We start from the raw sequence: 18,852 nt of genomic DNA on the forward strand, positions 1-18,852 counted from the left end.
GCCTGAACTGCAGGAGCCTCCATGGACCGCATGATCTATCTGGCCATGTCCGGCGCCAAGGCCACGATGCAGCGCCAGGACGTGCTCGCGCACAACTTGGCCAACGTCTCCACCAACGGTTTTCGCGCTGAACTGCAAGCCTTTCGGGCCGTTCCGGTGCGAGGCGATGGGGCCAGCACCCGGGTCTATGCGCTGGAGACCACCACCGGCTACGATGCCGCGCCGGGGCCGGTGCAGCACACCGGCCGGCCTCTGGACGTCGCCTTGCAGGGCAACGCTTGGCTGGCCGTGCAGGCTTTGGACGGTACCGAAGCCTACACCCGCGCCGGCGCGCTCACGGTGGCAGCCGATGGCACCCTGATGACCCAGGGCGGTCTGATCGTCATCGGCGATGGCGGGCCCATCCAGGCCCCACCCAATGCACAGCTGAGCATCGCTGCCGACGGCACGCTCAGCGCCCGCAACGCCAACGGACAGAACCTGCCCGTGGCCCGCCTGAAGATGGTGACGCCAGAGGCCCCGCTGCAGCGAGGGCCCGACGGCCTGTTCCGCAGCGCTGACGGCGAAGAACTGCCCGCCGACCCGAACGCGCGCTTGCAAGACGGCGCGCTCGAAGGTTCGAACGTGAGCGCCATCGAGACCATGGTGGCCATGATCTCGGCGGCCCGCCAATTCGAGCACCAGATGAAGATGCTCAAGACGGCCGAACAAAACGAAACCACCTCGGCCAAGCTGTTGTCGACCAACGCCTGAAGGAGCCCCCGCCATGATGCGATCGCTGTGGATCTCGAAGACCGGCATGGAGGCCCAGCAGGTCCAGCTGGATCATGTCTCCAACAACCTCGCCAACGTGGCCACCACAGGCTACAAGCGTTCCCACGCCCAGTTCGAAGACCTGATCTACCAGAACCTGCGCCAAAGCGGCGCCAACACCGCCGAGCAGGCTCAGTTGCCCACAGGGCTGCAGGTGGGCCTGGGCACACGCGCCGTGGCCACCGCGCGCAGCTTCGCGCAGGGCAGCCTTCAACAGTCCACCAACCCACTGGATGTGGCGATCAACGGCAACGGTTTCTTCGAGATCCAGATGCCCGACGGCACCTCGGCTTACACCCGGGACGGTTCATTCAAGACCGACGCCAACGGCCAGCTCGTCACCAACAACGGCTTTCCCGTCGCGCCGGGCATCACCATTCCGCCCAACACCCGCAGCATCACCATCGGGTCCGACGGAGTGATCACCGCGGTGGTGCCGGGCTCGGCCCAGCCGGTGCAGTTGGGCACATTGCAGCTCGTGAACTTCGTCAATCCGGGCGGTCTGGACCCACGCGGGCAGAACCTGTACGTCGAGACGGCTGCTTCCGGGCCACCGGCAGCCGGCGTGCCGGGCAGCGAAGGCCTGGGCACCTTGCAGCAAGGCTTTCTCGAGACCTCCAATGTCAACGTGGTCGAAGAGCTGATCGGCATGATCCAGACCCAGCGCGCCTACGAGCTCAACTCCAAGGCCATCCAGACGTCCGACCAGATGCTGCAGCGCTTGGCCCAGCTCTGATGCCCGCCGAAGGACCACTGATGCAACGCCTGATCTCCTGTGGCCTGGTCCTGGGGGCCGGCCTGCTCGCTGGGTGCCAGACCATGGCGCCCAAGGTCGAGATGCCCGAGGCGACGACGGCCCGCCCCCAGCCCGTGGCCTATGCGCCGGCCAACAACGGCGGATTGTTTCAAGCCGCCAGCTACCGGCCTCTCTTCGAGGACCACCGCGCGCGTCTGGTGGGCGACAGTCTGACAGTGAACATCGTCGAGCGCGTGCAGGCCAGCCAGCGCTCGGCCTCCACCGTCGAGAAAAGCGGCAGCATCAGTGGCAGCGTCACGGCGTTGCCGGGCATCAACCCCAACTCCTTCGGCCGCGCCAGCGTGGGCGGCAGCTCCGAGAACACCTTTTCCGGCAAGGGTGGCACGGAAGCGACCAACAACTTCACCGGCACCATCAGTGCCACCGTGCTGGAAGTGCTGCCCAACGGCCACCTGCTCATCGGGGGGGAAAAGCAGATCGGCCTGAACCAGAACGTGGAAGTGATGCGCTTCACGGGTCGTGTCGATCCCCGATCGATCCAACCGGGCAACACCGTCAACTCCTCGCAAATCGCCGACGTGCGCATCGAGTACCGCGGGCGCGGCCAGCAGGCAGAAGCGCAAGGAATTGGCTGGCTCGCCCGCTTCTTTTTGAGCGTTATCCCCTTCTGAGCGCGGCCAACAATGTCCTCAAGTTTCGAGGACATGGGCCGATGAACACCCGCTACGAACGTTTCCTGCGCATCGCCATCGCCGTGGCCGCCATCGCGGCGAGCACGGCGCTGTGGTGGCCGGTGCCTGCGCAGGCCCAACGTATCAAGGAAGTGGCCTCCGTCCAGGGCGTGCGGCCCAACCAGCTCGTGGGCTATGGCCTGGTCGTGGGGCTGGACGGCACCGGCGACCAGACCACGCAGACCCCCTTCACCGCCCAGAGCATCACTGCAATGCTGCAGCAAATGGGCGTGTCCATTCCGCCGGGGGTCAACATGCAGCTCAAGAATGTGGCAGCGGTGATGGTGACGGCCCAGCTGCCGCCCTTTGCCCAACCAGGGCAGGCCATCGATGTGAACGTCGCCTCGCTGGGCAATGCCAAGTCGCTGCGCGGCGGCACCTTGATCGCCACGCCGCTCAAGGGCGCGGACGGCCACATCTATGCGCTGGCACAGGGTCAACTCATCGTGGGTGGAGCCGGGGCCTCGGCCGGCGGCAGCAAGGTCCAAGTCAACCACCTGAGCGCCGGTCGCATCCCTGGCGGCGCCACGGTCGAGCGCAGCGTGCCCACGCCGCTGCACCAGGGCGAATTCCTGCAGCTCGACCTCAACGCCGCCGACTTCCACACTGCGCGCCAGGTCGCCCAGGCCATCAACCGCGCCAAAGGCGAAGGCGTGGCCGAGGCCCTGGACGGTCGCACCGTGCGGGTGCGCGCCCCGCAGTCGCCCGGCGAACGTGTGGCCTTCCTGGCCGACATCGAGAACCTCAGCGTGCAAGGCGCCGCTCCGGCGGCCAAGGTGGTGCTCAACGCGCGCACCGGATCCATCGTGATGAACCAGGCCGTGACCCTGCTGCCTGCCGCCGTGGCGCACGGCAACCTCTCGGTCACGATCAGTTCCACGCCCGTCATCAGCCAGCCGGCACCGTTCTCGCGCGGCGAGACCGTCGTGGCCGAGCAGGCCGACATTCGCATCAAGCAAGACGGCGGCTCGCTGATCGAAGTGCCGGCCGGCACCCAGCTCACCGATGTCGTGCGCGCCCTCAACGCCTTGGGCGCCACGCCCATGGACTTGCTGGCCATCTTGCAGGCCATGAAGGCCGCTGGCGCCTTGCAGGCCGAACTCGAGGTGATTTGATGAACTCGCCCCTGACGCTGCAGCGTGGCCTGTCCGGCGACGTCAAGTCGCTGGACCTGCTTCGCGCGCGGGCAGGACAAGACCCGCGCGCGGCGGTGAAGGAGGCCGCGCGCCAGTTCGAGGCCGTGTTCATGCAGGAGCTGCTCAAGAGCATGCGCGCCACCACGATGGCCTCCGGGCTGACCGACAACGCCGGCTCGGATCTGGGCACCGAATGGCTCGACCAACAATACGCCACCCGACTTGCCGGCCTGCCCGGCGGCCTGGCCGACATGATCGCGCGGCAGCTCGAGCGGCACCTCGGCCCGCCTGCCACGCCCCCAGGGCCGGGCCCCTCGACCCCGCGCCCGCTGCCTGCGGCGCTGTCCGCACCGCGAGCGCTCGGTCCCCAGGGAGAGTTCCTGCGCCAGCACTGGTCGGCCGCCCAGATCGCCTCGCGCGAAACCGGCATCCCGGAGCACTTCATCCTGGCGCAGGCGGCCCACGAGTCGGGCTGGGGTCGCCGCGAGATCAGGAACGCCGACGGCACCCCCTCGCACAACGTGTTCGGCATCAAAGCCACGGGGGGGTGGCAGGGCAAGGTGGCCGAGGTCGTCACCACGGAGTACGTCAACGGCGAGCCGCGCAAGATGGTGCAAAAGTTCCGCGCCTACGACTCGCTGCACGAGGCCTACCGCGACTACGCCCGACTGATCAAGAACAACCAGCGCTATGCCCGTGTGATCGAACAGGGGCATACGGCCCAAGGCTTCGCGCAAGGACTGCAGGACGCCGGCTATGCCACCGATCCGGCCTATGCCGACAAGCTCACACGGGTCATCAACACCACCTTGCGGCTGCAGCGCGCCACGAGTTAAGGATCCATCATGAGCGGACTCATCAGCCTGGGCACGCGCACGATGTTCGCCGCGCAGGCGCAGCTCAACACCACGGCGAACAACATCTCCAATGCCAACACGCCGGGCTATTCGCGCCAGACGGTGCAGCTCGAGACCGCCGGCGGACAGTTCAGCGGCGCCGGCTTTTTCGGCAAGGGGGTGAACATCACCACCGTCGAGCGTGCCCACAACGCTTTCCTGAGCGCCGAGGCGGCCAGCACCGCTGCCTTGGCCGCGGGCGACGCCACGCGCCTGGACTACCTGCAGCGCATGGAGAAAGCGTTTCGCCTGGGCGAGTCGGGCCTGGGCTTTGCCGCCGGGCAGCTCCTCAATGCCTTCGTCGATGTGGCTAGCAACCCCTCGGATTCGTCGTCCCGCCAGGTGGTGCTCTCGCGCGTGGAGGCCCTGGCCTCGCGCTACCGCTCTGCGGCCGGCGAGCTGACGGCGCTGCAGCAGGGCATCACGCAGGATCTCAAGACCTCGATCGGCACCGTCAACGAGCTGACTCGGCGCGTGGCCGACCTCAACCAGCAGATCGCGCGCGTCAAGGGGCTGGGCCATGAACCCAACGACTTGCTCGACCAGCGCGATAGGCTGGTCGGCGAGATCAGCCAGTTCATCCAAGTCACCCAGATCCCTGCGCCGGACGGCACCGTCGGCCTGTTCATCGCCGGCGGCCAGCGCCTCGTTCTGGGCAATGATGCCCTGCCGCTCACCCTGGTCCCCGACCCTTACGACCAGAGCATCGGGCGCCTGGGGATCCGTGAGGCCGGGGTAGACCGCCCTCTGGTCGAAGGCAGCCTGGGCGGCGGCACCCTGGCCGGCATGCTGCGCTTCCAGAGCCAGGATCTGCCGGCGGCCATCAACCAGGTCGGGCGCATGGCCGCGGTGCTCGCGGCCCGTCTGAACGAACAGCAGGCCTTGGGCCACGACCTCAACGGCAACCCCGGTGGGCCGCTCCTGAGCACGGGCGCTGCGCGCACCTTGCCGCACGCGGCCAACACCGGCACCGCGCAGGTCACCGTCACCATCACCGATGCCACCGCGCTGGAGGCGACCGACCACGAGCTGCGCTTCCAAGGCGGCTCTTGGCAATTGCGGCGCTTGCCCGATGGCGGCTGGGCGCCGTACACCCCGGGCACGCAAGTCGCTGGCATCACCCTCACGGTGCCGGCCGGCACCCCTGCCGAGGGCGATCGCTTCCTCGTCCAGCCGGTGCGCTTTGCCGCCACCGACCTGCGCTCGGCCCTGAGCGACCCAAGCGGCATCGCCGCCGCCTCGCCGGTGGTCGCGGTGGTGAGCCCTGCCAACGAAGGCACGGTGGGCGTGAGCACCTTGCTGCCCAAGCAGGCCGACCCCAACCTGGGCCAGCCCTTGCAGATCGTCTTCACCTCGGCCACGACCTTCAACATCGTCGGGCCGGTCAGCGGCACCCCGAGCACCACGCTCGTGCCGGGCGAGCCCATCCGCATCAACGGCTGGGAGCTCACCCTCACCGGCGTGCCCCAGGCCGGCGATACGATCGAGATCCTGTCGACCACGACGGTGTCAGGTGCGCTGGCCAGCAACAACGGCAATGCCCTGGCCTTGCTCGACCTGCGCGACGAACCCATGGTGGGGGGGGAGACCCTGGCCAATGCCTATGCCAGCGTGCTGGCCGACGTGGGCATCCGTGTGCAAGGAGCCAAGGCCTCGGCCGATATGTCCAAGGCCATCGCCCGCGACGCCCAGGCCGCGCGCGACAACTTGTCGGGTGTCAACCTCGACGAGGAAGCTGCTCGACTCATCCAGTTCCAGCAGGCCTACCAGGCCGCCGCCAAGGTGCTGCAGGTGGCCCAGCAGGTCTTCGACACCATCTTGCAGACCGCTGGCCGCTGACCCGGCCTGACCGCCCGGAGACCCTCTCATGCGCATCGCCACTGCCACGGCTTACCAGGCTGCAATCCAGAACCTGCAAGACCGCCAGGTCGACCTCACCGATGCCCAGGTGCGCCTGACCAGCGGCAAGCGCGTGCTGCGTGCCAGCGACGACCCCACCGCCGCGGCCCGTGCCGAGCGCGCCGCAGCCGCGGTCGATCGCAGCGTCGTCTCGCAGCGTGCAGTGGAGTCCAGCCGCACGGCCATGAGCCTGGCCGAAAGCGCTCTGGGCGATGCGGTGGGCTTGCTGCAGTCGGCCCGCGAGTCCCTGGTGGCGGCCGGCAACGGCAGCTACACCGCCGCCGAGCGCCGGGGCTTGGCTGAGCAACTTCAGCAGTACCGCGACCAGTTGCTGTCCATTGCCAATCGCCAAGACGGCGCGGGCAACTACCTGTTTGCCGGCCAGGGCGCTGCCGGGGCGCCGTTCGTCAACACCCCGGGCGGCGTGCAGTTCACAGGCATCGGCGGGGCCGTGTCGGTGGCTTCGGGCGAGGTGTTGCCGGCCACGGTGGACGGCCAGGCCGCCTGGATGAGCGCGGCCACGGGCAACGGCGTCTTCGAAACCCAGCGCATCAACGTGAACGGTGCGGCGTGGATCGATGCCGGGCGGGTCACCGACCCGGGCCTGGTACAGGGCCTGCGCTACGACGTGACCTTCAGCGTGACGGCCGGCACCACCACCTATACCGTGCAGCCGCGCGACCCCGACACCGGCGCTCCCGTGGGTGCTGCCACCACGGGCAGCTACCAATCTGGCGCGGCCATCACCATCGACGGCATTGCCTTCAACATCAGTGGCGCACCGGCCGACGGCGACGAGTTCCGCATCATGCCCAGCACCCCCACGCTCAGTGTCTTCGACGCCCTGGATCGGGCCATTGCAGGCCTGCGCGACGCAAGCGCCACCCCTTCCGAGGTGGTGCAGACCACCACCGACGGCCTGCGCAACCTCGACTCCGTCCTGGCGCGCCTGCAAAGCGTGCGCAGCGCCGTGGGCGACACCCTCAACCGCATCGACGGCGTCGAAGATCGCCTGTCGGCGAGCAAGCTCCATGCGCAAACAGACCGCTCGAATGCGGAAGATTTGGACATGGTGCAGGCCATCTCCGAGTTCCAGAACAAGCAAACCGGCTACGATGCGGTGCTCAAGACCTACGGCACGGTCCAGCGGATGAGCCTGTTCCAGTATCTGGGCTGAGCCGCCGAGGACCGCGCCTTTCAACGACACTGCATCGAATCCGTCGCCCATGGACAACGACGTCCTGCGCAACATCGCGCTGAGCTATTCCCCGATGGTGGACCGCAGCCGCAAGATCGTGGCCACCCGTCTCACCGTGTCGTCGCTGCGCACGCAGGAGACCCTGAAGGCCGATCACCTGCTGGCCGCGATTGCCGAGGTCTGGCCCGAGGGGGGGCAACCCGTGTCGCTCAACGTCATGAGCGAGACGCTGCTCAACGATCTGCTGCGTGCCAAGCCGCTGTCGTCGGTGATGGTCGAGATCCCGTCGTTCATCGCCTGCGATCCGGCCAACACGCAGGCCATCGCCCAGCTCCACGCCAACGGCAACACCCTGCTGCTGCACGGACGTCCGCCCTCGCTGCTGCCGCGCGAGATCCTGCCGTGCTTCAAGCATTCCATCATCGACCTGGCCGACGACCGCCGCAAGAACGAGATCCCCGGCCACGTCGAGCCCGGCGCGGTGCGTCACATGGGCTTCATTCAGAGCAATGTGCGCACCGTGGCCGAGATGGAGGGTAGCTTCGCGCGCGGGGCGCTGGCCATCCTGGGCTGGCCCATCGAGGAGGTGACGGGCGCGGCGGCTGCGGCCGGCGGCCGCTCGGGGCAGCCGGACATGGCCGTGTTGGTGGAACTGATCCGCCGAGTCGATGAGGGCGAGGACATCGACAAGCTCGAGGCCGTGCTCAAGCGTGACCCCTCGCTGGCCTACCAGCTCATGCGCTACATCAACTCCCCGGCTTTCGGCTTGTCCGTGGAGATCGGCTCCTTCCGACACGCCATCATGTTGCTGGGCTACAAGCGACTGAAGCGCTGGCTGGCCCTGCTGCTGGCCACGGCCAGCAAGGACGTCAACATGCGCCCGGTCATGTACGCCTCGGTGCGCCGGGGCATCTTCATGGAGCAGCTCGTGGCCCACACGGGCGATGACGAGACTCGCGGCGAGGTCTTCATCTGCGGCGTCTTCTCGCTGCTGGACAAGATTTTCCAGAAACCCTTCGGCGAACTGCTCAAGACCATCCCCGTCCCCGATCGGGTCTACCAAGCCCTGGTCGATGGCGAAGGGCCGCACCACCCCTACCTGGAGCTGGCCCGCGCGGTCGAATCCGAGACCGCGCCGGTGATCCATGAACATGCCGAGCAGCTGCTGATGAGCCTGCAGGAGGTCAACCGCGCCGTGCTGGGCACGCTGACCATGGCCAACCAGCTCGATTGAGCTCCCTGCAGTGGGCGCCCCCCAGAACGGGGGCGGCCTTCGGTTGGCGCTGCCGCAGGGCTGCTCTACACTGCTGGGGCGCGATCCCGCGCTCGCCTTCGCCGGCTGTCCGCAAGGGCCACTCGCGGACTTTGCACGCCACACGTCCATGACGGCTTGTCTCGCCCCGCCTCTGCCTTGCCCGCCGCCTCGATGAGTGCCGTCAACGCCGACCCGCCCTCCGGTCCGGCCCCGGACTTCGAGCTCCAGCCCGACCCTGGCCTGTGGCTGGACGACACCGGCCGCATCGAGCTCGCCAACCGGGCGGCGCGTGACCGGCTGCGTACCACACCGGGCGCGACGGTGCACACCTTGGTGGGCGCGCTGGGGTTGTCGGCCGTGCAATGGGTCCTGGCCCAGTTGCGGCAGGCGGCGCGGCTCGTCCCCGCGGACACGCCCCAGGCCTGGAGGCTGGGGCCAAGGGTCATGGGCCCGGGCGGTCAGGCTTGGCGGCTCGCCCTGGCCCAACAACCCGGCCGGCGTTGGTGGCTGCGTCTGAGCCCGGCCCAGGCAGCCGCTGGCGCACCGGCGGCCGCACCAGCCGAGCCCGAGCCGCTGCGAGAGCTGCGGCGCATGTTCTGGGACTCCCCCTTTCCCGTCATCTTGCAAGACGCGCAACTGCGCGTGATCGACGTCAACCAGGCCCTGCTCGACTTCACCGGCTTTGCTCGCGACTACCTCATCGGTCTGGACCCGATCGTGCTGCTGCACCCCGAGGACAGGGAGGCCCAGCTGGAGACGCGCCAGCAGCTCAGCCTGGCGCTGGACGAAGGCGGCGAGGCCTCGGCCTTCACCCAACGCCGGTTCATCGATGCCAGGGGGCAGACCCGCTGGTACCGTGCCGTCACGCATGTGATTCGAAGTACTGCGCCCGGCGCGCCCTGGTGCTTTTCGGTGCTGCAGGACTGCACCAGCGAGATCCTCGCGCGCGAGATGGCCGAGCGCTCGGCGGCCGAGCTGGACCACTGGTTCGATCTCTCCCCGGTGGGCATGATGCTCTTCGACGAAGACGGCCTGGTCGTGCGCAGCAATCCGGCGCTGGCCCAGCTCGTGGGCGAGCTGCCGGCTTCGCTGGCCGACGTGCACCACAGCCTGCGCGACCTGTTGGGCTGGTACACCGGCGGCCCCTTGGCGGGGCTGCACCCGGGCAGCCCGCCGCTGCTGCGCCACGGCTGGGTCGAACATCCCGACGGCGACGAGCGCTCGCTGCGCGCCGTGGTGCGCTGCCTCGAAACCCATCAAGGCCGGCGACGCTTCATGTCCGTCGTCGAGGATCGCACGGCCGAGGACGAACTGGACCGCGCGCAGTCGCAGCTCGGCGTCCTCGTCGAAACCGCCCATGCCGGGCTGGCGCTCTTCGACGACCAGCGCGGCCGCTTCCATCCCGCCGGGGCGGCGGCGGCCGGACAGGCGCTGCCGTCTAGCCAGCTCAAAGCCATCAGCCGCGAACTCGTTCGATCCGACTCCCTGGCCGAATTCGATCGCGTGCAGCGCGCGCTGCGCAGCGGCGAGCGTGCCGAGGCCCGCTACGCCATCGTCCATCCCGAGCTGGGTCTGCGCTGGCTGCTCACGCGCGTGGAGCCCCGGGTGCTCGGCTCGGGTAAACGCAGCACCTCGGTGATCACCCTGGATGTCACCGAGCAGCACCAGACCCAGCAGCGCAACGACCGGTTGCTGCGCGAGCTCACCACCATCCTCGACAGCACCTCGGCGGGCATCGCCTACCTGCGCGGCCAGACCCTGCTGCGCTACAACCGCCAATTCGAGCGCCTGCTGGGCTTGGAAGGCAGCACGCTGCTCGAGCCGCGCCTGAGCGAGCTGCTGCGCGATGCCGGCCAGGACCAGGATCTGGCTTATGAGGCCCTGAACACCCTGGCCTCGGCGGGGCAGTACGAGGCCGAAATCGAGATCCGCCTGCCCGGGCGCGAGCTCCGTTGGTGCGCCTTGTCGATGCGCCGCATGGACAGCCCAGGGCCGGAGATCGAGTCCATCGCCGTGCTGTCGGACATCACCCGGCTCAAAACCCAACAGATGGAGCTGCAGGCCGTGGTGCGCGACCGCGAGCTGATGTTCAGCCTGTCCGACGTGGGCATCGTGTTCCTGCGCCAGGGCCGGGTGCAGCGGGCCAACGAAGGCTTCAGCCTGCTCAGCGGCTATCCCCTGGAAGAACTCGAGCAGCGCTTCGAGTCCGAACTTTTCGACCCGCAGTGGGATCCGGACGGCCGCGAACACGCCGAGGCGCGTGCCCTGGCCGAGGTGGGTCATTGGGCCGGCGAGCGCGTGCTATGCCGCAAAGACGGCCGGCTGCAGTGGGTGCAGGTGAGCAAGCGCCTGGTCGAGCCCGGCCGGCCCGAGGGCGGGGTGATTGCCTCCTACGTCAACGTCGATGCCCGCCACCGAGCCGAGCAGGCCCTGGTGACCCAGGCTGAGCGCACGCGCGCCATCCTCGACTCGGTCTTCGTTGGCATCGTCACCGTGGGGCCCCACGGCATCGAGTGGATGAACCGCTCGGCACGCCGCATGTTCGGGGGCGAACTGGCCGACTTCGCCGGACAGCCGATGAGCGTCGTGGCCTCCGACGACCCCTCCCATCCCTTCCGCGACCGGGCGCTGCTGAACCGCTTGGACGAAGGCCAAGTGCACACTTTCGAATGCGAGGTCGCAGCACGCGACGGTCGCCGCTTTTGGGTCGTCGGCAATGCCGTCGTCACCGGCGCGCACGCCCTGGGCGGGCGCGAGCTCACCTTCGCGCTGCTGGACATCGACAGCCGTCGCCAGGCCGAACGCCGCATCGCCCAGGCCCGCGCCTCGCTGCAGCGCATCATCGAGTTGGCGCCCCTGGCCATCACGCTGCGCGACGCCCGCACGCTCAAGATCCTGCAGATCAACCAGACGGCCGCCGACATTGCCGGACGGCCCATCGACCAGCTGGTGGGCACCACCCCCGAGGACATCTACGACCCGCAAGAGGCCGCGCAATTCCGTGCCGACATGCAGGAGGCCCTGCGCAGCGAGGGGGTCACGCACAAGGAGTACCGCGTGCGTGTGAAGGGGCAGCCCACTGTGTGGGATGCACGCTTCATGCCCCTGGCCCAGCCGGGCGAACCCGCGGACCAGCTCCTGCTGGTGGCCACCAACGTGACCGAGCAGCGCGCCGCCGAGGAAGCCCGCCTGGAGGCGGCCATTGCCCAGCGCGAGCTGCTCGTCAAGGAGGTGCACCACCGCATCAAAAACAACCTGCAAGGCGTGGCCGGCCTGCTGCAGCAGATTGCCCAGCGCAAGCCCGAGATGGCCGGCCCGATCAGCGAGGTGGCCGGCCAGGTGCAGGCCATCGCCCATGTCTATGGCCTGCAAGTCGGCGCCAGCGGCCCGCTGCGCTTGCGCAAGGTGGTGCAGGCCATCACCGGCTCGGTACAGCGCACCTTCGATCGCACCATCGTCATGCTGGAGCAGGGTGAAGGAACCGGCGAGTGGGTGCTGCCTGAAGCCGAATCCATCCCGATCGCGCTCAGCCTGAACGAGCTGCTGACCAATGCCGTGAAGCACAGCCCCGGCGGCGAGGTCAGCTGCGTGCTCGACAGCGAGGCCGACGCGGTGAGCATCAGCGTGCGCAACCGCGGCCGGCTGCCCGAGGACTTCTCGCTGGACCAAGTGCCGGCAGGCGTCTCGGGACTGGGGCTGATCCGCGCCCTGCTGCCGCGGCGCAGTGCCCGCTTGTCACTGCAGCCCGACGGCGACGATGGCGTGTGCGCCACGGTCCGGCTCGTGCCGCCCGGCGCCACGCGCCAGCCGACGTGATTCCTTCCTGGCCGAAGTTGGACGACAATACACTTTCATCCCGGCCGGGGCCTCACCCCCGGGTGCGAAGCAGGTGGCGAGGCACAGCGTGACGAACAAGGGCAAGATCCTCGTGGTAGACGACGACCGTCTGGTCCTGGCGACCCTCACCCACGGGCTGTCGCAGGCCGGCTATGAGGTCATCGACGCCGACAACGGTGACGATGCCATCTTGCTGGCCCGCGAGCACCGGCCCGGGTTGGCCCTGCTCGACATCCGCATGGAGGGCAAAAGCGGATTCGACGTGGCCGAGTACCTGCGCACCTCGCTGCGCACCCCCTTCATGTTCCTGTCGGCTTTTTCCGACGACGCCACCCTCGAAAAGGTCAAGGCCCTGGGGGCCGTGGCCTACCTGGTCAAACCGCTGGACATCCGCCAGATCGTGCCGGCGGTGGAAGCCGCCTTCGCGCACCAGCAGTCGCGTCAGGCCGAACCGTTGCGCCCGGCCAACGATCCGGGCGGTCCCGGAGGCGACGAGGCGCTGGAGCAGGTCGTGGCCCTGGCGGTGGGCATCGCCATGCACCGCTTCTCGCTCGATCGGCGGCAGGCGCTGGAGCGGCTGCGCCGCCAGGCTTTGCACGACGGGCTGAGCCTGGACGAGCAGGCGCGCCGCTTCGTCTGCGCCCTGGAAACCCTCAGCGCCCCGGGCTGAGCGCGCCGCCCCGACGGGTCTCGCCCAGCGTGAAGTAAAAGCGCGCGCCGGCGCCGACCTCCGATTCCGCCCAGATCTGCCCGCCATGGCGGCGGATGATGCGCTGCACCGTGGCCAGTCCCACGCCGGTGCCGGGGTAGTCGTTGGCGCTGTGCAGGCGCTGGAACACGCCGAACAGCCGGTCGGCGAAGCGCATGTCGAAGCCCGCCCCGTTGTCCTTGACGTGATAGATCCAGCGGCCGTCCTGCTGCGTCGCCCCGAACTCGATGCGTGCATGCTCGGTGCGCGCCGAATACTTCCAGGCGTTGCCCAGCAGGTTCTCCAGCACCACACGCATCAGCGTGGGATCGCCCTGGATGCTCAGCCCGTCCTGGATGTGCACGTCCACGCGGCGCTGCGGCGCCTGGCGGCGCAGATCCTCGACGATGTAGTGCGCCAGCTGACTCAGGTTCACCGGCTGCGCCACCACAGGCTTGGCCGTCAGCTGCGACAGCGCCAGCAGCGCGTCGATCATGCCGTTCATGCGTGCGGCCGCGCCCAGCACCCGGTCGAGGTGGTCGTGGCCGATACGGTCGAGCGAGCGCGCGTAATCCTCCTTAAGGATTTTCGTGAAGCCCTCGATCACCCGGATGGGGGCACGCAGGTCGTGCGACACCGTGTAGCTGAACGACTCCAGTTCCCGCTCCACCGCCAGGCGCTCGGCCTGGGTGGCCTCGTCCGCCGTGGGCTGGGCTTCGGTGCACACCAGCAGCAGGGCCTTGCGCGGCGAGCCCCCGTGTTCGAAGGCGAAGGCTTCCACCCGCATCTCCCAGCGGCAACCCTCGGGCTGCGCCGGCTCGGCCTGCGGCGCCTGCCCCAGGGCCTGCAGCAAGGGGGCCAGCGGCCAGGTGCGGGCCTCGCGGGCGGCCTCCAGCACGTCGCGCCCGGCCAGCAGGGCAGCCGACTGGCCGATACAGCGCGCGGCCCGCTCGTTGCAATAGCGGATGCGGTAGCCGGCTTGCCCGTCCCCGACCGATTCGGCCAGCACCACCGCGCTGGGCACCGCGTCGAGCAGCTTCAGCCCAATCTGCCGGTCGAACTGCAGCTCCACCCGCGCCGACACATCGCGCGCCGTGCCTTGGTAACCCACGAAGCGCCCCTGGGCATCGAAGCGGGGCCGGCCGCTCAGCAGCCACAGACTGGTGCGTCCGTCGGCCTCGCGGCGGTGGGTGGGCAAATCCTGGAAAGGGCGCAGCCCGTCGAGCATGTGGCGGTGGGCCTGCCACAAGCCCGCGCCACTGCCGAAGTCCTCCCACAGCGGCCGACCCAAGCGATCATCGAAGCGCCAGTCGGTGGCCGGGGCCTGCGGGGGCGGGCGCAGGCGCGTCAGGCAGTGTTGGGCATCCGTTTCCCAGTACCAGAACGGCAGCAGTTCGAGCAGCTCGCGGGCCTGGGTGCGCGCCAGGGCCTCGGCCCGGCGGGCCGCCTCGTCGCGCCGTACGAACCACCACGACAGCCCGCCCAGCAGCCCCAACCCCAGGGTCACGACCAGCAACAGCACGTCGGAGCCCGCCACGGCCTGCCAGCCCTCGGCCCAGGAGGTGCGCATCCAGGCGACGCCCGTCACGCTGAAGGCCAGCCAAACCAGCGTCAGCCCGGCACCCAGTCCCGCAGCCACCAGCAGATGCCCCCCCGGGAACGCCGACGGCGGGCGTGTCGATGGCGGGGCAGGGCAGGGGGCGGGGGCGGCGGGCCTTTCGCTCATGCGGCGCATTGTAAGGACGAGTCTTTGCCAACTCTTTCTCGTTTCTCCCGGTCTCATCGCGCCTGGAACGCGCAGGAGCCCCCAAGATCATGCGCGGTCTGGCCATGCGGCCCGTTGCGGGCTCAAGTTGTCGCGGAGGGCGCCGAAGACCCGACGAGTGCCCCCGCATCGACGTGGTGGGCTGGATGCCTGTGACCCATGATGACGTCAGTCTCCTCCTTGTCTCCCACCGGGCCTGGCGCCGCCGGGCTCGCGCACGACCGGCCCGCACTCGAGCGGGCCGTGGTGGAGGCGGTGCTCGACGCCCCCAGCCTGGGTTCGGCCTTGACAGCCGTAGGACGCTGTCTGGCCGGGCCCTTGCACGCTCACGCCTGGACCGTCTGGCGGGTAGACGATTGGAACGGTCACACCGGTCTGATCTACCCCTGGGAGGAAGATGCCCGCGAAGCCCACCGCCATGTCGATCTCGGTGCCCTGCACACGGTGAGCCATGACGATGGGCGGGCAGGCACGGCGATTGCTCGCCACGCCCCTTGGTGGTCCGAAGGCGGCACCGGGGTGTGGGTGCCGGTGTGGGGCGACGAGGCCCCGGCCGGCCTGCTCGAACTGCAGGGCGCGCGCGTCGGCGATCCCACGGCCGATGGTGACTTGCTGACACTGGCCTGCCGCCAACTCGGGCTGCTGGCCCGGGGCGAAGCCGCTCGCCTGGGGCTGGAGCGCCATGTCGAACACACCCGACGGCTGGCCCTGGTGGCAGCCCATGCCACCACCGGCGTGATCCTGGCCGACGACCAGGGGCGTATCGAATGGGTCAACGAGGCCTTCTCGCGCATCACGGGCATGCCCTCGGGGCTGGCCGTGGGCCGCTCCTGCTGGGATCTGCTGCGGCTTGGGCACTCGCCCGAGGCCATGGTCGAGCGGCTGCGGCGCGCGGTGGCAGGTCGTCGCGGCTTCCGATTCCAGTTCCAGGCCGAGCGGCGCACGCCCGACGGCCGCGTCGAACCCTACTGGACTGAAGTGGAGGCGGCCCATGTGCTGGACGAGCAGCGCGCCGGCTTCATCTATCTGGGCATCCTCACCGACATCACCGAACGCCAGCGCCACACCGAGCAAATCGAACGGGAGCGTCGCTGGCTCGACGACCTGATCGAGCACCTGCCGGTGAGCCTGTTCGTGATGGACCCGGTGGACCTGCGCCTGATCCAGGTGAATCGGCAGGCCGAGCGCGAATTCGGTGTGCGGCGCGAGGAGATCATCGGCCGCCCGCCCGAGGAGGCCTACGGCCGCCAGCTCACGGCGATGCTGCGGCCCTCGGTGCAGCGGGCCCTGGCTGGCGGGGCCTGGATCGAGGACGACGTCGTCTGGTCCCCTCGTCATCGCGGCGAGCGCCATCTCAACGTGCGCTACCTTACGCTGCGGCGCGACGACGGGGCCGCCCATGCCCTGATGATCGTGGCCCGCGATGTGACCGCCAGCCGCCAGGCCGAACAGGCGCGGCTCGAATCCGAGGCCCGCTTCCGTGAGCTCGTGGAAACTCTGGACGATCACGTCTTCATTTCCACACCGGATCGAAGGCACCACGAATACCTCGGGCCGCGGCTGTATCAATTCTGGGGTGTCACGCCCCAAGAGATGGTGCACGATCCCAGCTGCGCTCTGGCGCGCGTTCCCGAGGAGGACCGCCCCCTGCTCGCACGGGGTCGCGAGATGGAGGAACAGCTGCTGCCCACCGATGTGGTGCACCGCGTGCTCCACCCGGAGCGTGGCCTGCGCTGGCTGCGCACCCGCACGCGCAGCCAGCGCCGCCCAGACGGCAGCATCCGCGTCTACGGCATCAGTACCGACATCACTTCCGAGCACGAACGTGAGGTCGAGTTGCAACGCGCCAGGGATCAAGCCGAGGCGGCCAGCCTGGCCAAGAGCCAGTTCATGGCCAACATGAGTCATGAGATCCGCACGCCGATGAACGGCATCTTGGGCATGACCGAGCTGCTGCTGGGCACCGCGCTGACGGACAAGCAGCGCCGCTTCGCCCAGGCGGTCTACCGCTCGGGCGAAAGCCTGCTGGAGATCATCAACGACATCCTCGATTTCTCGCGCATCGAGGCCGGCAAGTTGGAGCTGGACGGCACCGACTTCGTGCTGCGCTCGGTGGTGGAAGACACCCTGGAGCTGCTGGCCCCGCGCGCCCACGAAAAGCGTCTGGAGCTCAGCTTCCGTGAAGCGCCGGGAGTGCCGCCTCTGGTCCATGGCGACCCCCTGCGATTGCGCCAGGTGCTCACCAATCTGGTGGCCAACGCGATCAAGTTCACCGAGTCCGGCGAGGTGGTGGTCGATCTGCGGTGCCACGAGCTGGCCGATCCCCCGTCCGCCGGCACGCCCGACCAACGCCGCGTGATGCTGGAATTCATCGTCCGCGACACCGGCATCGGCATCGAGCCCGAGGTGCTCCCGCGCTTGTTCAGCGCCTTCACCCAAGCCAGCAGCGGCACCACCAAACGCTACGGAGGCACCGGTTTGGGGCTGGCGATTTCGCGCCAACTCGTCGAGCTGATGGGCGGGCGCATCGATGCGCACAGCGAGCCCGGACGCGGCTCCACATTCAGCTTCCAGGTGCCCGTCAGCGTCTCGCCCTTTTCGAACGCGGCGGCCGAACTCGACGCCCTGGACATGCCCGCGCTGCATGTGTTGGTCGTCGAAGACCACGAGACCAACCGCACCGTGCTCGAGAACATGCTCGGTTCCTGGGGGCTGAAGGTCGATGCGGCGGCCGACGGCCTGGCGGCACTCGAGCTCGTCGAGCGCGAGCATCGCGCCGGCCGGCACTTCGACCTTGCGCTGGTGGACATGCAAATGCCCCGCCTCGACGGCGTGCAATTCGCGCGCCTGCTGCGCCAGCACCCGGCCGGCACGGCCACCAAACTCATCTTGCTGTCATCGGTGTCCTCGCCCGACGACGTGCGGGTGGCGCACGAAGCGGGCTTCCAGCGCTACCTGAGCAAACCGGTACGCAAGGTCGAGCTGCGCCAAGCCATCCTTGGCGTGTCGGCCACTCCCGCCCGTGCCAACGCGCCCGAGCCGCGCTATCCGCACCGCGTGCTCGTCGTCGAGGACAACCCCGTCAACCAAGAGGTCATCCAGCAAATGCTGCGCCGCCTGGGCTGCCAAGTCCGGGTGGCGGCCTCCGGGCTGGAAGGCTTGCATGCCTTGTGCGAACATCGCTTCGACCTCGTGCTCATGGACATCCAGATGCCCGGCATGGACGGCGTGGACACCCTGCAATGGTTTCGAAAGGGCCCCGGTGGGCGATTTGCGTTCCTCACGCCGCCGCACACCCCGGTGGTGGCCGTCACCGCCAATGCCTTGGGCGGCGACCAGGAGCGATTCCTGGACCAGGGTTTCAACGACTACCTCTCCAAACCTTTCCGCCAGAATCAGCTCCTGGCCGTGCTGGCGCGCTGGCTGCCCGAGGCCGAGCCGCTGGCCGGCGTCGAACCCGATCACCCGCCCCCGCCCTCGTCTGCCACCGCTGCGGAGACTTCCATGCGAAACCCGGATCCCGACGTCTTCGACCCCCAGGCCGTGCAGCGCCTGCGCGAGCTCGATCCCAAGGGAGACAACCAGCTCTTGGACCGGCTGTTCCGCACCTTCGAGGCCTCGCTGCAGCGCCTCATCCCCCAAATGGTGGAAGCCCATGAAGTGCAGGATCTGGCGACAATCCGGCTGACGGCCCACACGCTGAAATCGTCCTGCGCCAGCGTGGGGGCCCTGAAACTGTCGGCCCAATGCGCCGACATCGAGGCGGTGATCCGTGGCGGTGGAGCGGAACCCTTGGACGACAAGATGGCCGCCGTTCGCGAGGAATCCGACCGTGTCCTCGCCAGCCTGAAGGCCTATCTGCGCGACGCCTGAACCG

The 18,852-nt window shown here is 68.8% G+C and carries 12 protein-coding genes; 11 read left to right on the forward strand and 1 reads right to left on the reverse strand.

Features of this window, described 5'->3' with window-relative positions; all coding sequences use genetic code 11:
- The first annotated feature begins 21 nt into the window (after nucleotides 1-21).
- The 10 genes from flgF to ACK4ZD_RS02500 all read left to right on the forward strand — a co-directional run bounded on the left by flgF (nucleotide 22) and on the right by ACK4ZD_RS02500 (nucleotide 13,192).
- Nucleotides 22-753 (forward strand): flagellar basal-body rod protein FlgF, encoded by a 732-nt coding sequence (gene flgF, locus ACK4ZD_RS02455; RefSeq protein WP_409658300.1) that lies wholly within the window; start codon nucleotides 22-24, stop codon nucleotides 751-753.
- A 13-nt stretch (nucleotides 754-766) separates the two neighbouring features.
- Complete coding sequence (gene flgG, locus ACK4ZD_RS02460) at nucleotides 767-1,549, forward strand: flagellar basal-body rod protein FlgG (RefSeq protein WP_409658303.1); 783 nt, start codon at nucleotides 767-769, stop codon at nucleotides 1,547-1,549.
- Nucleotides 1,550-1,569: 20 nt separating this feature from the next.
- Nucleotides 1,570-2,241 (forward strand): flagellar basal body L-ring protein FlgH, encoded by a 672-nt coding sequence (locus ACK4ZD_RS02465; RefSeq protein ID WP_409658306.1) that lies wholly within the window; start codon nucleotides 1,570-1,572, stop codon nucleotides 2,239-2,241.
- 41 nt (nucleotides 2,242-2,282) lie between these two features.
- Nucleotides 2,283-3,416 (forward strand): flagellar basal body P-ring protein FlgI, encoded by a 1,134-nt coding sequence (locus tag ACK4ZD_RS02470; protein WP_409658309.1) that lies wholly within the window; start codon nucleotides 2,283-2,285, stop codon nucleotides 3,414-3,416.
- The gene (flgJ, locus tag ACK4ZD_RS02475; protein WP_409658311.1) at nucleotides 3,416-4,273 is read left to right on the forward strand and encodes a flagellar assembly peptidoglycan hydrolase FlgJ; all 858 of its coding nucleotides are present in this window, start codon (nucleotides 3,416-3,418) and stop codon (nucleotides 4,271-4,273) included. Before ACK4ZD_RS02470 ends, flgJ begins: the two co-directional genes overlap by 1 nt.
- 9 nt (nucleotides 4,274-4,282) lie before the next feature.
- The gene (gene flgK / locus ACK4ZD_RS02480; RefSeq protein WP_409658314.1) at nucleotides 4,283-6,172 is read left to right on the forward strand and encodes a flagellar hook-associated protein FlgK; all 1,890 of its coding nucleotides are present in this window, start codon (nucleotides 4,283-4,285) and stop codon (nucleotides 6,170-6,172) included.
- 28 nt (nucleotides 6,173-6,200) lie between these two features.
- Nucleotides 6,201-7,409, forward strand: a complete 1,209-nt coding sequence (flgL, locus tag ACK4ZD_RS02485) for a flagellar hook-associated protein FlgL (RefSeq protein ID WP_409658317.1) — start codon at nucleotides 6,201-6,203, stop codon at nucleotides 7,407-7,409.
- A gap of 49 nt (nucleotides 7,410-7,458) precedes the next feature.
- Nucleotides 7,459-8,664 carry an EAL and HDOD domain-containing protein gene (locus tag ACK4ZD_RS02490; protein WP_409658320.1) on the forward strand — a complete coding sequence of 402 codons (1,206 nt, stop codon included), beginning with the start codon at nucleotides 7,459-7,461 and terminating at the stop codon, nucleotides 8,662-8,664.
- A gap of 192 nt (nucleotides 8,665-8,856) precedes the next feature.
- The gene (locus tag ACK4ZD_RS02495; RefSeq protein ID WP_409658323.1) at nucleotides 8,857-12,501 is read left to right on the forward strand and encodes a PAS domain S-box protein; all 3,645 of its coding nucleotides are present in this window, start codon (nucleotides 8,857-8,859) and stop codon (nucleotides 12,499-12,501) included.
- Between the two features lie 88 nt (nucleotides 12,502-12,589).
- A complete protein-coding gene (locus ACK4ZD_RS02500) occupies nucleotides 12,590-13,192 on the forward strand; it encodes a response regulator (RefSeq protein WP_409658326.1) in 603 nt (200 codons plus the stop codon).
- On the opposite strand, the gene ACK4ZD_RS02505 is transcribed toward ACK4ZD_RS02500, so the two are convergent.
- Nucleotides 13,176-14,936 carry a sensor histidine kinase gene (locus tag ACK4ZD_RS02505; protein ID WP_409658328.1) on the reverse strand — a complete coding sequence of 587 codons (1,761 nt, stop codon included), beginning with the start codon at nucleotides 14,934-14,936 and terminating at the stop codon, nucleotides 13,176-13,178. The genes ACK4ZD_RS02500 and ACK4ZD_RS02505 overlap by 17 nt on opposite strands.
- A 198-nt stretch (nucleotides 14,937-15,134) precedes the next feature.
- Between ACK4ZD_RS02505 and ACK4ZD_RS02510 the strand changes: the two genes are divergently transcribed.
- Nucleotides 15,135-18,848 (forward strand): response regulator, encoded by a 3,714-nt coding sequence (locus ACK4ZD_RS02510; protein WP_409658331.1) that lies wholly within the window; start codon nucleotides 15,135-15,137, stop codon nucleotides 18,846-18,848.
- The last annotated feature ends 4 nt before the right edge of the window (nucleotides 18,849-18,852 follow it).

This window comes from Caldimonas sp. (assembly GCF_046291045.1).
Classification (GTDB): Bacteria; Pseudomonadota; Gammaproteobacteria; order Burkholderiales; family Burkholderiaceae_C; genus Caldimonas.

What these genes read in the sequence shown, in the direction of transcription:
- flgK (WP_409658314.1), top strand. Translation starts at nt 4,283, where the DNA reads ATGAGCGGACTCATCAGCCTGGGCACGCGCACGATGTTCGCCGCGCAG.
- ACK4ZD_RS02505 (WP_409658328.1), bottom strand. Translation starts at nt 14,936, where the DNA reads ATGAGCGAAAGGCCCGCCGCCCCCGCCCCCTGCCCTGCCCCGCCATCG.
- flgG (WP_409658303.1), top strand. Translation starts at nt 767, where the DNA reads ATGATGCGATCGCTGTGGATCTCGAAGACCGGCATGGAGGCCCAGCAG.
- flgJ (WP_409658311.1), top strand. Translation starts at nt 3,416, where the DNA reads ATGAACTCGCCCCTGACGCTGCAGCGTGGCCTGTCCGGCGACGTCAAG.
- flgF (WP_409658300.1), top strand. Translation starts at nt 22, where the DNA reads ATGGACCGCATGATCTATCTGGCCATGTCCGGCGCCAAGGCCACGATG.
- ACK4ZD_RS02470 (WP_409658309.1), top strand. Translation starts at nt 2,283, where the DNA reads ATGAACACCCGCTACGAACGTTTCCTGCGCATCGCCATCGCCGTGGCC.
- ACK4ZD_RS02490 (WP_409658320.1), top strand. Translation starts at nt 7,459, where the DNA reads ATGGACAACGACGTCCTGCGCAACATCGCGCTGAGCTATTCCCCGATG.
- ACK4ZD_RS02495 (WP_409658323.1), top strand. Translation starts at nt 8,857, where the DNA reads ATGAGTGCCGTCAACGCCGACCCGCCCTCCGGTCCGGCCCCGGACTTC.
- flgL (WP_409658317.1), top strand. Translation starts at nt 6,201, where the DNA reads ATGCGCATCGCCACTGCCACGGCTTACCAGGCTGCAATCCAGAACCTG.
- ACK4ZD_RS02510 (WP_409658331.1), top strand. Translation starts at nt 15,135, where the DNA reads ATGATGACGTCAGTCTCCTCCTTGTCTCCCACCGGGCCTGGCGCCGCC.
- ACK4ZD_RS02465 (WP_409658306.1), top strand. Translation starts at nt 1,570, where the DNA reads ATGCAACGCCTGATCTCCTGTGGCCTGGTCCTGGGGGCCGGCCTGCTC.